Here is a 14932-nt window from a genome sequence, read left to right on the forward strand (position 1 = left end):
TGGCGATCTGTAGCGAGCGAGTGTCAGCGGGGTCAGGGTAACAAAAGCGCAGCGCAAAAAGCGGAATGTACTCTAGTACATGAGTATTTTGAGCAGCGCATGAGCCCTCGCATTAACTCCAATTGTGCTCGCGCTTAAGATAGAAAACAGGTTCTACGAGATTATCCTCGCCTTTACAAAAAAACTACCCATGAACCTACATCAATTGCGCTTTGTACGCGAAGCTGTAAGACAGAATTTTAATCTGACTGAGGCTGCCAAGGCCTTATTTACATCGCAGCCCGGTGTTTCCAAGGCAATTATTGAGCTGGAAGAGGAGTTGGGCGTTGATATTTTCACCCGACATGGCAAGCGCATACGTGGTTTGACGGAGCCGGGCAGGGCGGTGTTGAAGTCGGTTGAGCTCATCATGCAAGAAATTGATGGACTCAAACGCATAGGCAAGGAATTCGCAGCGCAGGACAGTGGCAGCTTCACCATTGCCACCACCCACACCCAGGCACGTTATGCATTGCCCAAGGTAGTGCAAGCCTTCATGCAAAAATATCCCAAGGTAAGATTGTCCTTGTTGCAAGGTAACCCCAAGCAAATTGCCGAAATGGTCATGCGCGACCAGGCAGATATTGCGATTGCGACAGAAGCCATTGCTGGCTTTGATGGCTTGATTTCCTTGCCATGTTATCAATGGGAGCATGTGGTTGTCGTCCCGGTTGAGCATCCCTTGTTGAAATTAAAGAACATCAGCCTGGAAGAAATTGCCCATTATTCCTTGATTACCTATGATGCAGCTTTTGCAGGTCGCAGCAAGATAGACCATGCTTTCCAGATACGTAACCTGAAACCGGATATTTTGTTGGAAGCCATTGATGCTGATGTCATCAAAACTTATGTAGAGCTGGGGATGGGGGTTGGTATTATTGCTGGCATGGCCTTTGATGCAGAGCGCGATAAGAATTTGCGCGCCATACCTGTGGGCCAGTTGTTTGGCATGAATATTTCGCGAGTAGCGATCAAGCAGGGCGCTTATCTGCGTAGCTATATTTATACCTTCATAGAGTTGTTGAACCCTACCCTGAACCGCAAAATGATAGACAATGTCATGCAGGGCAATAAAGATACCTACGATCTATGAGCATGCAGGCACTGAGTCACTGGCCTGCAGAGCAACGCCGGCAGGTGCGCGGCATATTGACGGATATTGATGACACCTTCAGTAGCCATGGCAAATTGACCGTAGCTGCACTGGCTGCGCTGGACCGGGCAAAAAATGCGGGTTTGCGGCGCATAGCTGTGACAGGGCGGCCTACTTACTGGACTTTGCCCTTATTAAGACTATGTGATTTTGATGCTGTCATTGCAGAAAATGGCGCGAGTGCTTTCTGGATAGATGGAGAGGGCAGGCAACAAGCCATGTACTATGCTGATGCAGCAACCCGTGCGCAGCACAGGCAGCGCCTGCTGGATTTTGCTGACATCATGCGCCAGCATTTTCCGGATGTATTACCTGCTGCCGATGCGGCACAACGCATAGGTGATCTGGCATTTGATATTGCGGAAAATATTCCTGCGATACCACTGTCACAATTGAATGAAGTCGTGGCCCTGATACGTGAGCATGGTTTTCATGCGACCACCAGCAGTATCCATGCCCATGCCTCGGTTGCACCGTTCAGCAAGCAAAGCATGAGCCAAAGGGTACTAGGCGAAGTCTTTGGCGTCAGCGATGAAGCTGCAAAAAAGACTTATGTATTTATTGGCGATTCTGCCAATGATGCCAGCATGTTTGCCCACTACCCGCTTTCGGTCGGGGTGGCAAATATACGCAAATACCTGGACAGGTTTGAGGCCCACCCGGCCTATGTCTGCAATGCTGAATTTGGCGAGGGATTTGTAGAGTTGGTAGATTTTCTGTTGAAAGATAAAAATGAGTGAAAATAAAATGCGCGAATACTATGCGCAACGCGCCCAGACTCTGGAAAAAGTGTATCAGAAGCCTGAGCGCCAACAAGACTTGCGTGAAATCCAGGGCAAAGTACTGGACGTATTGAAAGACCAGCGTGTGCTGGAAGTCGCCTGCGGCACAGGCTACTGGACTGAGCGTTTTGTGCCACAGGCAACAAGCGTTGTGGCGACTGACTATTGCCAGCCCATGCTGGATGTGGCGCAGGCCAAATCTTATCCAGAAGGCAAAGTACAATTTGCCCTGGCAGATTTGCATGACCTGCCCGCAGCAAAGGCAGACCAATATACGGCTTGCTTTGCCGGTTTTTTCTGGTCACATGTCATGCGTGATGACCAGACCAGCTTGTTGGGGCATCTCAGCAAGGTGACAGGTAAAGGCACTACCCTGGTACTGATCGACAATAATTACGTCGAAGGCAGCAGCACCGTGATTGCCCGCACCGATCTTGAGGGCAATACCTTCCAGTTACGCAAGCAGGAAGATGGCAGCAGGGTAGAGATACTCAAGAACTTCCCTACCGATAGTGCATTGCGCAAAAAGTTTGGTCCTGCCGTGCGGGATATCCGTATTTTCAGGAACACTTACTACTGGATGCTGACTTGCGTATTGAAGTAGGTTCTTGATGAAATGAGTTCAACGCACTTCTAGTATTGTCCCTCGAAAGCCTGCCGTGATACATTGCAAGTCGTTAAAATTTTTTCTGGAGTAATTCATGGATCTGCAAGCTTGCACAGAAGCGATACGCGCTAAAGTTGGTGATGATAGTGGTTTGAATGCCACCCTGAAATTTGATTGCGCTGATGAAGGCGTGGTATTTGTTGATGCGCTGGTGACACCAAATACGGTCAGCAATGAAAACAAGGAAGCTGGCTGCACCATCTCCATTTCCCTGGAAAACCTGGCAGCCTTGCTGACTGGTCAATTGAATCCTATGAACGGCTTCATGATGGGCAAGTTGAAAGTTTCCGGCGACATGAGCGTCGCCATGCGTTTGCAGACTGTGGTGTAAGAACCAGTCTTACAGACCCACCTGAACAGAGCGGCATTTCCTTTAGCGATAGCGAGGAAATGCCGTTTTCATTTTGCACCTGCAATATGCGTTCGAAATATGCACTAGACCAGCGACATCGCACTTAAAGCCAGTGCCGAAGTGCCATCTGGGTACAGGGCATCATAGCAGCGTGTGCAACTACTGCAAAACAAGTGGGAACGTTTGACGAATTTATAGCGCAATATCAGTTGCAGCTGCACACCACTGCAATGGGGGCAATGCTCACGCATATTACCTGCCGAGGGCGCATCCTCGGATTGAAAACCTTCTTTTAACATTACTCCTTCTATGACGTCGCGGGGATCGAGCTGCAGCAGAATAAAATCTGGTGCACGGACATTACGCCTTTCTGAATAAATATCTTGCTGCTGGGAAAGTTGACTTGCACTGGCTGCCATCATGTTGAGCTCCTGGAATGACTTCTGCCGCTGCTGACAGTCAACAGGAGGGCAGACTTTCAATCTAGTAAAATTCGGGCATGAAGACAAGGACGATAGCGAGAAAAAATGAGTGAGCCAGATGCATTAGTTAATAAGGTGTGGACACTGACGGTACAGCCCCAGAGCTGGTCCTGCGATGCTGTGGAAGGACTCAGCTTGCTGGAAGCCGCCTTGCTGGAGGGCATACGTATGCCCAACTCATGCCGCAATGGTACTTGCCGCACTTGCATGTGCCAGATGCTGGCAGGGGAGATTCGCTACCAGATAGCCTGGCCTGGACTGAGCCTGGAAGAAAAGCAGGAGGGCTGGATACTGCCCTGTGTCGCCCAGGCCTGCTCGGATGTGGTGTTGGATGTGCCAGCTGCAGTCAAAGTGTTTAATGAGGAAAATTAGTCCATTGCATTACTACATTGCTTGAGTTGCCCATCTTTACGGTTCCAGCAGGCTGTACTGGCTTCTGGCACTGGGTGGGGCACGCCATCATTCTCTATCTTGGCCAAACGGGTGTCCCAGGCTTTGACACCTTGTTTATCCAGTTGCAGCCGTATCACCCAGCCGCGGGTTTGTGGTTCATTGTCGAGTTCATCCATGACAAAATTACCCAGGCTGTAAATGATGGGCTTACCCTTGTAATGTTCTACATCCTGTATCACATGAGGATGGCCACCTATGATGGCATCGGCACCTGCATCTATCATCAATCTCGCTAACTGGCGCTGCCTGTCAACGGCGAGCTTGTCATTTTCCCAACCCCAGTGCATGAAGGGGATGACCAGGTCGGCATGGTACTGCTGACGCGCATTGCGAATGTCAAGCACGACTTGCTCATCTTCACTCCAGGCGACACCTGCAGCCTCTGCCTCTGCTTCAAAGCTGCGTGGCATGAACTCGTTATAGCCCAGCAGGGCTATACGCAAACCTTTCTTTTCTATGATCAGTGGGGTATGTGCTTCGCGCAGATTATTGCCACCGCCAAAGCGCCCGATATGCTGCTGATCCAGCAAACCCAGCATTTCCTGGAAAGCCGCACGACCAAAATCGCCTGAATGATTATTCGCAATCGACACTGCATCGACATGCTGCTTCAGCGTAGCCAGGGTGCGGGGATGCGCGCGGAAGGTGAAATTCTTGTCGGCAGCATCACCTGTCGTGGCAACCACGCATTCCAGGTTGACCACGCGTATGTCTGTACTTTTGAATAATTTGGCAAAGGCAAAAAAAGGGTCCTTGCCTTCGGCAATCATTTTGCCTGGCTTGCCATCGAGGACCACGTCGCCAGCAAACAGTATGCTGACGCTGTCGTCTTGCGCCAGGGCAGTGTGGGTGAGTGCGCCCGCCAGTGTAAATGCCGCTAACAGTTTGCTTACATGCTTGAGTCTCATCATTGCTGTACCTCCTGCAAAGTGCAGCGGTACTGCAATTCACGTTCTATATCACCTGCATAGATAGAATTTTGCGGTGTCAGCAAGCTTTCTTTCTTCGTGATTTTAAAGGGCGGATGGTAAGTTGCCTGGTGGACGGGGATATCACTGCGGCGGGTTTGAAAATACGCATACAGCTTGATATAGTCTATCTGCTGCGCTTTGCCTACCATGACAGCCTTGAAGGTAAAACGCTCACCTACGTCAGTGGTTTTTACATCATAGGGATCAGAGACTAACTGGCTCTCTATGGTTTGCATGCTGCCAGCGTAGCTGACATAGCAGCGCAAGAGCGGCTTGGCTGCGCATGGCATGGTCATCAATAAAAGACTGCTGAATACAACAAGACTGCCTCCCCACCATCTTTCACCTGACCACATAGTTGCACCGCCCTGAATTAGTCGAGCGCTGATTATCACAGGATTTAAGGGTGCAGGGAAGCCCGCTTTCTTGAAATTTTACATGATGCTGTAATCTCAATATTGTTAACTGTCGGCCGCAAGCACCTGGTAATTGGCTGGCAAGGCAAAGCGCTCACCATACAGGGCTTGCAATTCTGCTGCGCGCTCAGCAAATCGCTGTACCCCCACATGATGGACAAATTGCACGGCACCGCCAGTCCAGGCCGGGAAGCCTATGCCAAAGATGGAACCTATATTCGCATCACGGGTCGACTCCAGTACACCCTCGTCCAGGCAGCGCAGGGTTTCTATCGCCTGCATGTATAAAAACCTGTCTTGCAAATCGACATAAGGCAGACTGACGTCGGCCTTGCCAACTAATGTGCTTAGTTCCGGCCACAGATACTTCTTGCCACCATCTGTAGGATATTCATAAAAGCCCGCACCAGCAGCCTTGCCTGCGCGCTGATGTTCATCGAGCATGGTATTGATGATGGTGGCAGATGCGGGTACTTGCCAGCTCTTGCCTTCTGCTTCCAGATCGGCTTTGGTTTGCGCCGCGACATGGCGTGACAGGCTCAGTGATACTTCATCCTGCACTGCCAGTGGGCCTACCGGCATGCCGACTGAGAGTGCGGAGTTTTCTATGAGCGCTGCTGGCAAGCCTTCTGCCAGCATGCTCAAACCCTCGTTGACAAAGCTGGCAAACACCCTGCTGGTGAAAAAGCCGCGTGCATCATTGACGACGATGGGTGTCTTGCCTATTTGTAGTACATAGTCATAGGCGCGCGCCAGTGTCGCTTCGCTGGTTTGTTTGCCCTTGATGATTTCCACCAGTTGCATTTTATCGACGGGTGAAAAGAAGTGTATGCCTATAAAACGTTCAGGATTGCTGACTGCTTTTGCCAGTCCAGTAATCGGCAGGGTGGAGGTATTGCTGGCCATGACGCCGTCTGCTGCCAGCATGCTTTCCGCTTCGCTGCTGACTGCTGCTTTGAGTTCACGATTTTCAAACACGGCTTCGATGATGAGATCACATCCAGAAAAATCACTGGTGCTTGCTGTAGGCTGTATCAGTTCCAGTTGGCTCGCGGCCTTTTCTGCAGACAAACGGCCCTGGTCTACTTTCTTATGCAGGCTATCGGCAATCTTGGTTTTGCCTTGCTCGGCTTTCTCCAGTGTCTGCTCTTTCAATACCGTAGCTATGCCGCGCGCTGCGCTGACAGCGGCTATGCCAGCACCCATCATGCCTGCACCTATCACGCCGAGTTTGTTGACTTTGGATTTTGCAATATCTCGCGGGCGGCTTTTGCCTGAGCTGATTTCCTGCATCTGGAAGAACAGGGTGCCTATCATGTTCTTGGCGACCTGGCTTGTTGCCAGATGGGTGAAATAGCGCCCTTCAATTTTCAGTGCATTGTCAAAGTCGACTTGTGCCCCTTCTACCATCGCAGCCAATATGGCTTCTGGCGCAGGATAATTGCCCCGGGTTTTTTCGCGCAACATGGCAGGTGCCACCATGATCATCGGCAGCAACTTGGCAGAATTGGCTGCACCACCTGGCAGTTTATAGGCTGCATCGTCCCAAGGCTGTTGCGCCTGTGGCTTGGCCAGTATCCAGGAACGAGCCTGTTGCAACATGTCTTCATGACTGCTGGCGAGGGTATGCACCAGACCAGCCTTGACGGCGGCTGCCGGGGAAATCTGCTTGCCCTCCAACAGGTAAGGCATGGCTTCCTGCAAGCCCAGCAGGCGCACAGTACGTACCACACCGCCTGCACCAGGCAATAGTCCCAGCGTTACTTCCGGGAAACCGATTTTTGCTTTGGCATTATCCAGGGCGATGCGGTAGTGACAGGCCAGTGCCAGCTCCAGTCCACCGCCAAGGGCGCTGCCATTGATGGCGGCAACTACAGGCTTGCCCAGTTTTTCCAGGCGGCGCAGCACGGCCTTGTTTTTCTCCACCATCTCCAGACAGGATTTCGCGTCTCGTATGCTGATAAGTTCACGCAAGTCACCACCGGCAAAAAAACTGTCCTTGCCAGAAGTTAGTATGACGCCGCTGCATTGCTCTTTTTCTTCTTCCAGCCTGGTTACGGCTGATGCCAGTGCATCACGAAATGCGGCATTCATGGTGTTGACCGACAAGCCTGGCATATCGATGTTGAGAGTGACTATTTGTTGTTCGTCTTTGCTGTAATTGATCATGATGTTTTTCTCGTTCTTATGTTCTGATTTATACGCGCTCTATGATGGTGGCAATGCCCATGCCACCACCTACACACAAGGTGATGAGGCCACGTTTTAACTGACGCGCTTCCAGCTCATCAATCAGATTACCCAGCAACATGCAACCAGTTGCCCCCAGCGGGTGGCCGAGTGCAATCGAGCCGCCATTCACGTTCACTTTTTCTTCCGGCACCTTGAGGTCTTTCATGAACTTCATGACGACCGCAGAAAAAGCTTCATTGACTTCAAACAGATCGATGTCTTCTATACGCAGACCAGCCTTGTTCAAGGCTTTTAAAGTAGCCGGCCCCGGCCCGGTCAGCATGATAGTGGGGTCAGTGCCTGTCACGGCAGACGCAACGATGCGGGCACGCGGGCTCAGGCCCAGGCGTATGCCCATGGCTTCAGTACCTATCAGGGCGAGAGCCGCGCCATCAACAATGCCGGAAGAGTTACCGGCAGTGTGTACATGGTTGATTCTTTCTATGTGTGGATACTTGCGTATGGCCACACTATCAAAACCCATCTTGCCCGGCATTTCAAATGAAGCCTTGAGCGAGGCCAGCGCAGCCATGCTGGATTGCGGTTTGATGAATTCATCTTCTGCCAGTATCACCAGGCCATTCATGTCGCGCACCGGGCGCAGTGATTTGAAACGGCCAGCAGCCCGCGCCACCGTCGCTTTTTCTTGCGAGCGCAAGGCAAAGGCATCGACATCTTCACGGCTGAAACCTTCCAGCGTAGCGATCAGGTCGGCCCCTATGCCTTGTGGCAAAAAGTCGGTTTGCATGCTGGTGTGCGGGTCGGCTGCCCAGGCACCACCGTCTGATCCCATGGTCACGCGCGACATCGATTCAACACCGCCAGCAACCACCAGGTCTTCCCATCCAGAACGTACTTTTTGCGCCGCCAGATTGACTGCTTCCAGGCCAGATGCGCAAAAACGGTTCAGTTGCACGCCTGCGACTTGCCAGTCCCAGCCGGCGGCAAGTGCGGCAGTCTTGGCAATATCTGCACCTTGGTCACCTATGGGGGTAACACAGCCAAGAACTACATCATCAATCAGTGCAGTATCGAGGGATAAGCGTTGCTGCATATCCTGCATCAGGCCAGACAGTAATGAGATGGGTTTGACGCTATGCAGCGAACCATCTTTCTTGCCCTTGCCACGCGGCGTGCGCGGCGCATCAAAAAGATAGGCTTCGGTCATTTGTTTTCTCCTGTCTGCTAGTCTGTATATGAGTGGATAGATGGCTTTATTGCTGCTCAAGTGTATGATGATACAATTAATAAAGCAAATGCTTGATTAAATGCTGTGTTTTAAATTTGCTCACAGAACATGAGGACAGTAGTAATGACACAAAACATCATTAATAACCCCGAGTTTCAAGGTGTGCTCAAGATTGTCATTGAGGAAAAAATCCCGTTCTGTCATTTACTGGGCATGAAGCTCGATAGTTTTGACCCGGATGCGCCTCGCCTATCCATAGGCATGCGCGACGAGTTATTGGGTAATTTTGCCCAGGGCATGTTGCATGGCGGTGTGATCGCTTCTGTACTGGATAGCGTGGCAGGTTTTGCCATCTTGCTCAAAATGGCGCAGCAAAGCCCGCAAGATGATGTCATGTCGCAAATCAAGGAGTTTGGCAAGATGAGCACCATAGATTTGCGCATCGATTATTTGCAGCCAGGACGCGGCAAGCATTTTGTTGCCACTGCCGAAGTCACCAGGCTGGGCAAGCGTGTTGCTAATGTCCTTATGGATTTACGGAATGAAAAAGGTGACAGAATTGCGACAGGTGCTGCTGCTTTCATGTTACATGGCCGTGCCTGATTGCCTTTCTGCCCGCTTGTTACTAGGATGATAGATATAAATCATAACTAGGGGGATGACATGAGCATACGCTTGGAAAAAGCCAATGGATTGGCCACCATGATTTTTGATAATCCAAACTGCATGAATGTGATGGGGGCGGCAGAAATACGTTCCCTGAACCAGTTGACCGAGTTGCTGGCAGAAGACCGTAGCATACGCGTCGTCATTATCCGTGCCGAGGGCAAGGTATTTGGTGCTGGCGGCGACATTGCCAGCTTCAAGCCCGGCGATCCTGCATCCCCTGAAGCCATACGTGAAATTGGTGCTGAGTTGAACCAGGCGATATTACGCTTGCACCAACTGCCTGCGATTGTGATTGCCTCGGTCCATGGCGCGGTAGCTGGTGGCAGCATGGGCACCATGAATGCGGCTGACCTGGTCGTCGCGGCCAAGGGCACACGCTTTAATATGGCCTATGCCAAGATAGGTGCCAGCCCTGATGTGGGCAATACCTGGTTCTTGCCACGCCTGGTTGGTAACCGCAAGGCGCTGGAATGGTTATTGTTTTCAGAAAATTTTGATGCCGATGAAGCACTTGCCTTTGGTCTCATTAATCTTGTCGTGCCGCCAGAACAATTGAAAGATGTCACAGAAAAGCTGGCAATGCGGCTGCTGCGTGGTCCGCAGGAGAGCTATGCCAGGATGAAGCGCCTGATTTATCAATCAGATGCAACTTCGCTGGAGCAGCAGGTCAACGACGAAATAGAGGCTTTTGCTTCAGTTACCATGACTGCAGACTTTGCGGAGGGTGTATCAGCCTTCCTGGATAAGCGTACCGCACATTTTGGTTGCAAGCTGAACTGAGGATGGTAATTTGGCTCTGAAAGAGCGAATGTGACAGTTTAATGACGGGTTTTATGCCTGAAAGTCGGTTTTTCCATCTGGAAACGCAAGATAAATTCAAAGTGTAGTGTTTTATTTTACTTTTCCCCGAAATTCTGCGTATAATCGTTCAGTCGTTGAGATTCAAAGTGGTAGTGCAGTATCAGTCTGTCATTTCTTACTTGGTTGAAACGATCTATCGGGCATATGCCCACATTAACTGAAATAGGAAATTGTAATGGCAACAGGTATTGTTAAATGGTTCAATGATTCAAAAGGTTTCGGCTTCATCACTCCAGATGAAGGCGGTGAAGATCTGTTTGCTCATTTCTCCGCTATCCAATCTAATGGCTTCAAATCTTTGAAAGAAAACCAACGCGTTTCTTTCGAAGTAACGACAGGCCCTAAAGGCAAGCAAGCTTCTAACATCCAAGCAATCTAATTGCTTCTTTGTTAGTCTGCTGATGTCTGGTGTCGCACCAGATTTGCTCTAAAAAATCCCCGATTTATCGGGGATTTTTTTTTGCAAAAGCACAAAATTTTCTTAACCTATTACTTGCAAACTTATTTATACTTAATTTGCAGCAGATGCACTAAAGTTGTCTCGGATCAATACTCTTGATAAGAATTTTTGTATTCTTGTTCCAAACTGGAACGTTAAAAGGGGAAGTGAAGATGTTCAATCTGACGATCAGATTAAGGCTGATAGGTGCAATGGCTTTCATGGCCATTATGTTGGTCATTGGTGGATTGATGGGAATATACGGCGTCAGGAATAGCAATGCCGTTATCAAGGACATTTTTTCCAATCAATTACCTTCAGTAGAGGCATTGGGGCAATCCCGGGTCTTTATCCTGCGTTCCCGCACTGCTCTTGACCGGGCAATCGCCCATCCTGATTATCCTGATACCGCTGATACCATCAAACGTTCGGAAGAATTTCTAAACCAGTCTGAAGTCTCCTGGAAAAAATATCTGACCTTACCCCAGGATGAGGAAGAGAAAAAAATTTCTGATGGCGTTGCTGCATTGCGCGACAAATACATCAAGGACGCCCATCTGCCTATGTTTAATGCCATCAAGTCTGGCAATAAGGAAGAAGCAGACAATATCAATATGAAGATAGTGCCGCCTGCCTATAGTGCCTATTCAGACCAGATGGCCAAGCTCAGCGACTATCAATTTTCAAGTGCCGCAAACTCACTTAAGCTTAGCGAAGAAGCCTTTACAACTTTTGTCTGGGTTGATGCGCTGGGTGTCATTGGTGGTCTGGTTGCTGTATTTGTCGCAGCCTACTTTTTGCTGGCAGCTATCTCCCACCCTTTGAGATTGGCAATCACCCAGTTTGAAGCCATAGGCAATGGTGACCTGACGCAGCAACTGAAGCCAACATCCAGGGATGAAATGGGGCAATTGGTCTCGGCACTGGAAAACATGCGTCAAAGCCTCATGCAAACCGTGACCATGGTGCGCCAGTCAAGTGGATCTATTGCTATCTCTTCTGAAGAAATTGCCACTGGCAATATGGACTTGTCCAGCCGTACTGAGCAACAGGCTGCCAGCCTGGAAGAAACGGCTTCTTCCATGGAAGAACTGACTTCGACTGTACAACAGAATGCCGACAATGCGCGTCAGGCCAGTACCCTGGCATCGAATGCATCTGAAGTCGCCAGCAGAGGTGGTCAGGTGGTAGGTGACGTGGTGCATACCATGTCATCGATCAAGGAAAGCTCGAAAAAAATTGTTGATATTATTGGCGTTATTGATGGCATCGCTTTTCAAACCAATATTCTTGCTTTGAATGCCGCCGTTGAAGCTGCGCGCGCCGGTGAGCAGGGCAGGGGCTTTGCGGTGGTGGCAACCGAAGTGCGTAATCTCGCGCAACGCTCTGCCAATGCGGCGAAAGAAATCAAGGAACTTATCAGTAGTTCTGTTGACAAGGTCGAGGTGGGTTCGCGTCTGGTGGATGATGCCGGTAAGACCATGGATGAGATCGTTGTATCGATCAAAAACGTGGCTGATATCATGGCCGAAATCACCGCCGCCAGTGCTGAGCAAAGGGATGGTATCAACCAGGTCAGCCTGGCTATAGGCAAGATGGATGAGGCAACACAGCAAAATGCCGCACTGGTGGAGCAGGCTGCGGCAGCAGCCAGCAGCATGCGTGACCAGGCCAATAATTTGAATAATGCGGTCAGTATTTTCAAGATTGATGCCAATGATCATGTTGCCAAAGCGCCGCAGGCTTCACCTGCCAGGGCTATTGTTAAAGAAAGGCCAGTCGCAAAACGTGCTCCTGTAAAGTCACTGCCAGGAGCACCTGCACCTGCAGCAAAGAGCGCGACCAAAGCTGCGGCACCAGCAGGGCAGGATGATTGGGAAGAGTTTTAGTTTTCCCTTTATCGCTTGAAATAAGGTCACAAGCCTTTACTTTGCGAGTGCCTTCCACAAGCCCAGCAATTCGCGCAAAGCCTGAGGTTTATTGGTGGGCGTAGTCAAGCCCGCCTGGTTCAGACTATTCACGCCATGGCAGGATGTGCAGACACGCATTTCTCCACGCTGGAAAGTAATCCAGTTACGTTCACGCACGATGGCATTGCCTTTTTCATCGGTGGTTTGCCAGCTCAGGGCTTTGCCTGCAGGAACAAAGGCGGCGGTAGAGCCATCACTGGCGATTTTCACACTGCCTGGTGGTGCTTCTGCCAACGCTGGATTATGCATCTTCTGTAAATCGCTAAAGCTGGCAAGTGCACGTCGCCCCGGCTTGTTCTCATATGCCCTGAGCAAGCTGGCTTCGACTATCTGGAAATGCGAAATATCGTAGACCCTGGCTTGCTTCTCTGTGCTGGAAATGGTTTTCTTGCCGCCTGGGACTTGCAAGTTGTAAGGCTGCTGCATGTCGGCACGGTCACGACTGGTTTGGTCGCGTGTCACGATCAGGGCCAGCTCATTGTTGATGAGCCATTGTTGTAATGCCGCTTCGCTGACAGCTTCTTCCGCCAGTACGGCGCGCTCTGGAGCTTCCAGTTGAGAACTGGCACGCCAGGGTTTGGGGCGTGACCTGACTTCTACGGCTTCCAGTTCCCATAAGGCACCTTGATAGCTTTTCTTTTCCTTTCCCTCCCACCAGCTCAGCGATTTATGCAAGCCGCCAGTCAAGCTTGATCCTGCACTATACAAGCCGGACTTTTCATCTTTGTTCAAGAACTTCAAGCGCAAATCACTTAAACCCAGACCATCGGCTGGTGGCGACACGTCTGAGGTATGACTGGCGATGAATCTGCCATCTGACAATGGCAGAGGATTGCGATAGCGGCCACCTGGCAAGATGTCATTGGCTGCAGTTATCGTTATTGGCGTAATCATGATTTTTTCTGGATTCATGTCCGGGCTGGCTTGCAGTTTGACGAGGTGATTAGTGGTGTAGGATGCCGCTTCTCGTGCATCAGTGGCATAGTAAGTTCCTGGATGCAGTGGGTCTTCTCGCAAATGAAACAGACCCGCTTCACGACGCAGGGAAAAGCGATTGGCTTGCAGATCAGCAGTCGTTCGTGTCTTTAAGTGCACGTCGCCACTAAAGCTGACTGACATAGGGCCAAAGGCCAGTTCATGCTGGCCCAGGTGATTCAGCGTCTCTTCTGTCGTGCCATCCTGGTTGATTTGCCAGATCGTGAAAAAATTACTGCGAAAGCCGCTGATTTTCCCATAGGGGCCAGTGCTACCGATTCTAGATTCCGGGAATACCTCAGCACGTGTAGATAATTTGCGTGCATTCAGACTTTCATCTACATAATTAAATGAGTGAAAGGGCAGAGCGAAACCATTGTTTTGTGCATCGCGATCGCGATCTGCAAGCTGGTCTTGTTGCAAATGATCCCAGCGGGTAAACAATAATCTGCCATAACTGTCGATGATGGGATTGAAAGCACCGCTGGGTGTGTGACTGAGCAACTGCAAATGTCCATTCGCCGGATTCAATTTCCATATGCCGCTGATGGACGGCGTCGCTTCATATTCATCCAGTTGTGGATAGAGATGAGCTTGCCCATTATGGGGGCGGTCGGAAGTGAAGATGATGGATTCATCGCTGGCATACAGTGGCGACAGATTATTGAAATTTTCATCCTGAAAAGCCAGCTTGTTGATCTTTGCTTTTTGATGCTGACCCAAGCCTGTGACTTCATAGATTTGCCAGCGCGTCTTGGTGGGTTGGCCGGGCTGATCCTGTGCGCCAATCAACATGCTGAACAGTGCTTTTTGCCCATCCCAGTGTATAGCCGGTTCGCGCACCGCGATCGCTTTTGCGCCCTGAAAGGCAGGCATGCCAAAACCTGCTTCCCTGGTCAGGTTGCGCAGGCTGCCATCAGGGTAATGCAACATCAAATCACCGCCACGCGGTACTTGATGTATATCCGTCAAATGATTGGCAAAGGCGGACAGGCGTCCGGCCTGGTCTGTTTGCAATGGGACCTGGGTGACAAACATGATGGGGTAAGACTGCAGTTTCCCGCTCTCCTGATTGACATCAAGCGTCAGAGTGGCGCTGGCGACATTACCTGACGCATCAGTGGCAGTCAGCGTATATACCTTGGAAATATCTGCATGCACAATCACATTTTGTTCACTGCTGACTTCCCCTATGTCAGGGCTGATCTGCAGTTTCTTGGCACCTTGTACCAGCCAATGCAAGTGATTGTTTTCGCCGGCATTTGTCATGGGTTTTTCTGCA

15 protein-coding genes are annotated in these 14932 nt (G+C 50.4%); 9 read left to right on the forward strand and 6 right to left on the reverse strand.

The window, feature by feature from the left end; genetic code table 11:
• Window positions 1–190 precede the first annotated feature (190 nt).
• From ACO0LC_RS03255 to ACO0LC_RS03270, 4 genes are all read left to right on the forward strand, one after another.
• A complete protein-coding gene (locus tag ACO0LC_RS03255) occupies window positions 191–1132 on the forward strand; it encodes a CysB family HTH-type transcriptional regulator (protein WP_423000588.1) in 942 nt (313 codons plus the stop codon).
• Complete coding sequence (locus ACO0LC_RS03260; protein WP_423000590.1) at window positions 1129–1932, forward strand: HAD family hydrolase; 804 nt, start codon at window positions 1129–1131, stop codon at window positions 1930–1932. Before ACO0LC_RS03255 ends, ACO0LC_RS03260 begins: the two co-directional genes overlap by 4 nt.
• Window positions 1925–2578, forward strand: coding sequence for a class I SAM-dependent methyltransferase (locus ACO0LC_RS03265; RefSeq protein WP_423000592.1), 654 nt, complete (start codon window positions 1925–1927; stop codon window positions 2576–2578). The genes ACO0LC_RS03260 and ACO0LC_RS03265 overlap by 8 nt, the downstream gene beginning before the upstream one ends.
• 97 nt (window positions 2579–2675) lie before the next feature.
• On the forward strand, window positions 2676–2972 hold the full coding sequence (locus tag ACO0LC_RS03270; protein ID WP_423000594.1) for an SCP2 sterol-binding domain-containing protein: 297 nt from the start codon (window positions 2676–2678) through the stop codon (window positions 2970–2972).
• A 104-nt stretch (window positions 2973–3076) separates the two neighbouring features.
• Here the strand turns inward: ACO0LC_RS03270 and ACO0LC_RS03275 are convergent, their stop codons facing one another.
• Entirely contained in the window at window positions 3077–3415 is a 339-nt protein-coding gene (locus tag ACO0LC_RS03275) for a hypothetical protein (RefSeq protein WP_423000596.1), read from the reverse strand.
• A 105-nt stretch (window positions 3416–3520) separates the two neighbouring features.
• Here ACO0LC_RS03275 and ACO0LC_RS03280 point away from each other — a divergent pair, with 105 nt between their 5' ends.
• A complete protein-coding gene (locus tag ACO0LC_RS03280) occupies window positions 3521–3847 on the forward strand; it encodes a 2Fe-2S iron-sulfur cluster-binding protein (RefSeq protein WP_423000598.1) in 327 nt (108 codons plus the stop codon).
• On the opposite strand, the gene ACO0LC_RS03285 is transcribed toward ACO0LC_RS03280, so the two are convergent.
• The 4 genes from ACO0LC_RS03285 to ACO0LC_RS03300 form a co-directional block, all read right to left on the reverse strand.
• Window positions 3844–4836 (reverse strand): CapA family protein, encoded by a 993-nt coding sequence (locus ACO0LC_RS03285; protein ID WP_423001033.1) that lies wholly within the window; start codon window positions 4834–4836, stop codon window positions 3844–3846. The genes ACO0LC_RS03280 and ACO0LC_RS03285 overlap by 4 nt on opposite strands.
• The gene (locus ACO0LC_RS03290; protein ID WP_423000600.1) at window positions 4836–5189 is read right to left on the reverse strand and encodes a hypothetical protein; all 354 of its coding nucleotides are present in this window, start codon (window positions 5187–5189) and stop codon (window positions 4836–4838) included. The genes ACO0LC_RS03285 and ACO0LC_RS03290 overlap by 1 nt, the downstream gene beginning before the upstream one ends.
• A gap of 171 nt (window positions 5190–5360) precedes the next feature.
• Window positions 5361–7484 (reverse strand): 3-hydroxyacyl-CoA dehydrogenase NAD-binding domain-containing protein, encoded by a 2124-nt coding sequence (locus ACO0LC_RS03295; protein WP_423000602.1) that lies wholly within the window; start codon window positions 7482–7484, stop codon window positions 5361–5363.
• Between the two features lie 28 nt (window positions 7485–7512).
• Entirely contained in the window at window positions 7513–8715 is a 1203-nt protein-coding gene (locus tag ACO0LC_RS03300) for an acetyl-CoA C-acetyltransferase (RefSeq protein ID WP_423000604.1), read from the reverse strand.
• A 144-nt stretch (window positions 8716–8859) separates the two neighbouring features.
• On the opposite strand from ACO0LC_RS03300, the gene ACO0LC_RS03305 reads away from it, so the two are divergent.
• The 4 genes from ACO0LC_RS03305 to ACO0LC_RS03320 all read left to right on the forward strand — a co-directional run bounded on the left by ACO0LC_RS03305 (window position 8860) and on the right by ACO0LC_RS03320 (window position 12594).
• Window positions 8860–9339 carry a thioesterase family protein gene (locus tag ACO0LC_RS03305; RefSeq protein WP_423000606.1) on the forward strand — a complete coding sequence of 160 codons (480 nt, stop codon included), beginning with the start codon at window positions 8860–8862 and terminating at the stop codon, window positions 9337–9339.
• Between the two features lie 60 nt (window positions 9340–9399).
• The gene (locus ACO0LC_RS03310) at window positions 9400–10185 is read left to right on the forward strand and encodes an enoyl-CoA hydratase/isomerase family protein (RefSeq protein WP_423000608.1); all 786 of its coding nucleotides are present in this window, start codon (window positions 9400–9402) and stop codon (window positions 10183–10185) included.
• Window positions 10186–10441: 256 nt separating this feature from the next.
• Entirely contained in the window at window positions 10442–10645 is a 204-nt protein-coding gene (locus tag ACO0LC_RS03315) for a cold-shock protein (protein ID WP_007878889.1), read from the forward strand.
• 233 nt (window positions 10646–10878) lie between these two features.
• A complete protein-coding gene (locus ACO0LC_RS03320) occupies window positions 10879–12594 on the forward strand; it encodes a methyl-accepting chemotaxis protein (RefSeq protein ID WP_423000610.1) in 1716 nt (571 codons plus the stop codon).
• A gap of 36 nt (window positions 12595–12630) precedes the next feature.
• On the opposite strand, the gene ACO0LC_RS03325 is transcribed toward ACO0LC_RS03320, so the two are convergent.
• Entirely contained in the window at window positions 12631–14919 is a 2289-nt protein-coding gene (locus ACO0LC_RS03325; RefSeq protein ID WP_423000612.1) for a hypothetical protein, read from the reverse strand.
• Between the last annotated feature and the right edge of the window lie 13 nt (window positions 14920–14932).

Source organism: Undibacterium sp. JH2W, assembly GCF_049340425.1.
Taxonomy (GTDB): Bacteria; Pseudomonadota; Gammaproteobacteria; order Burkholderiales; family Burkholderiaceae_D; genus Undibacterium.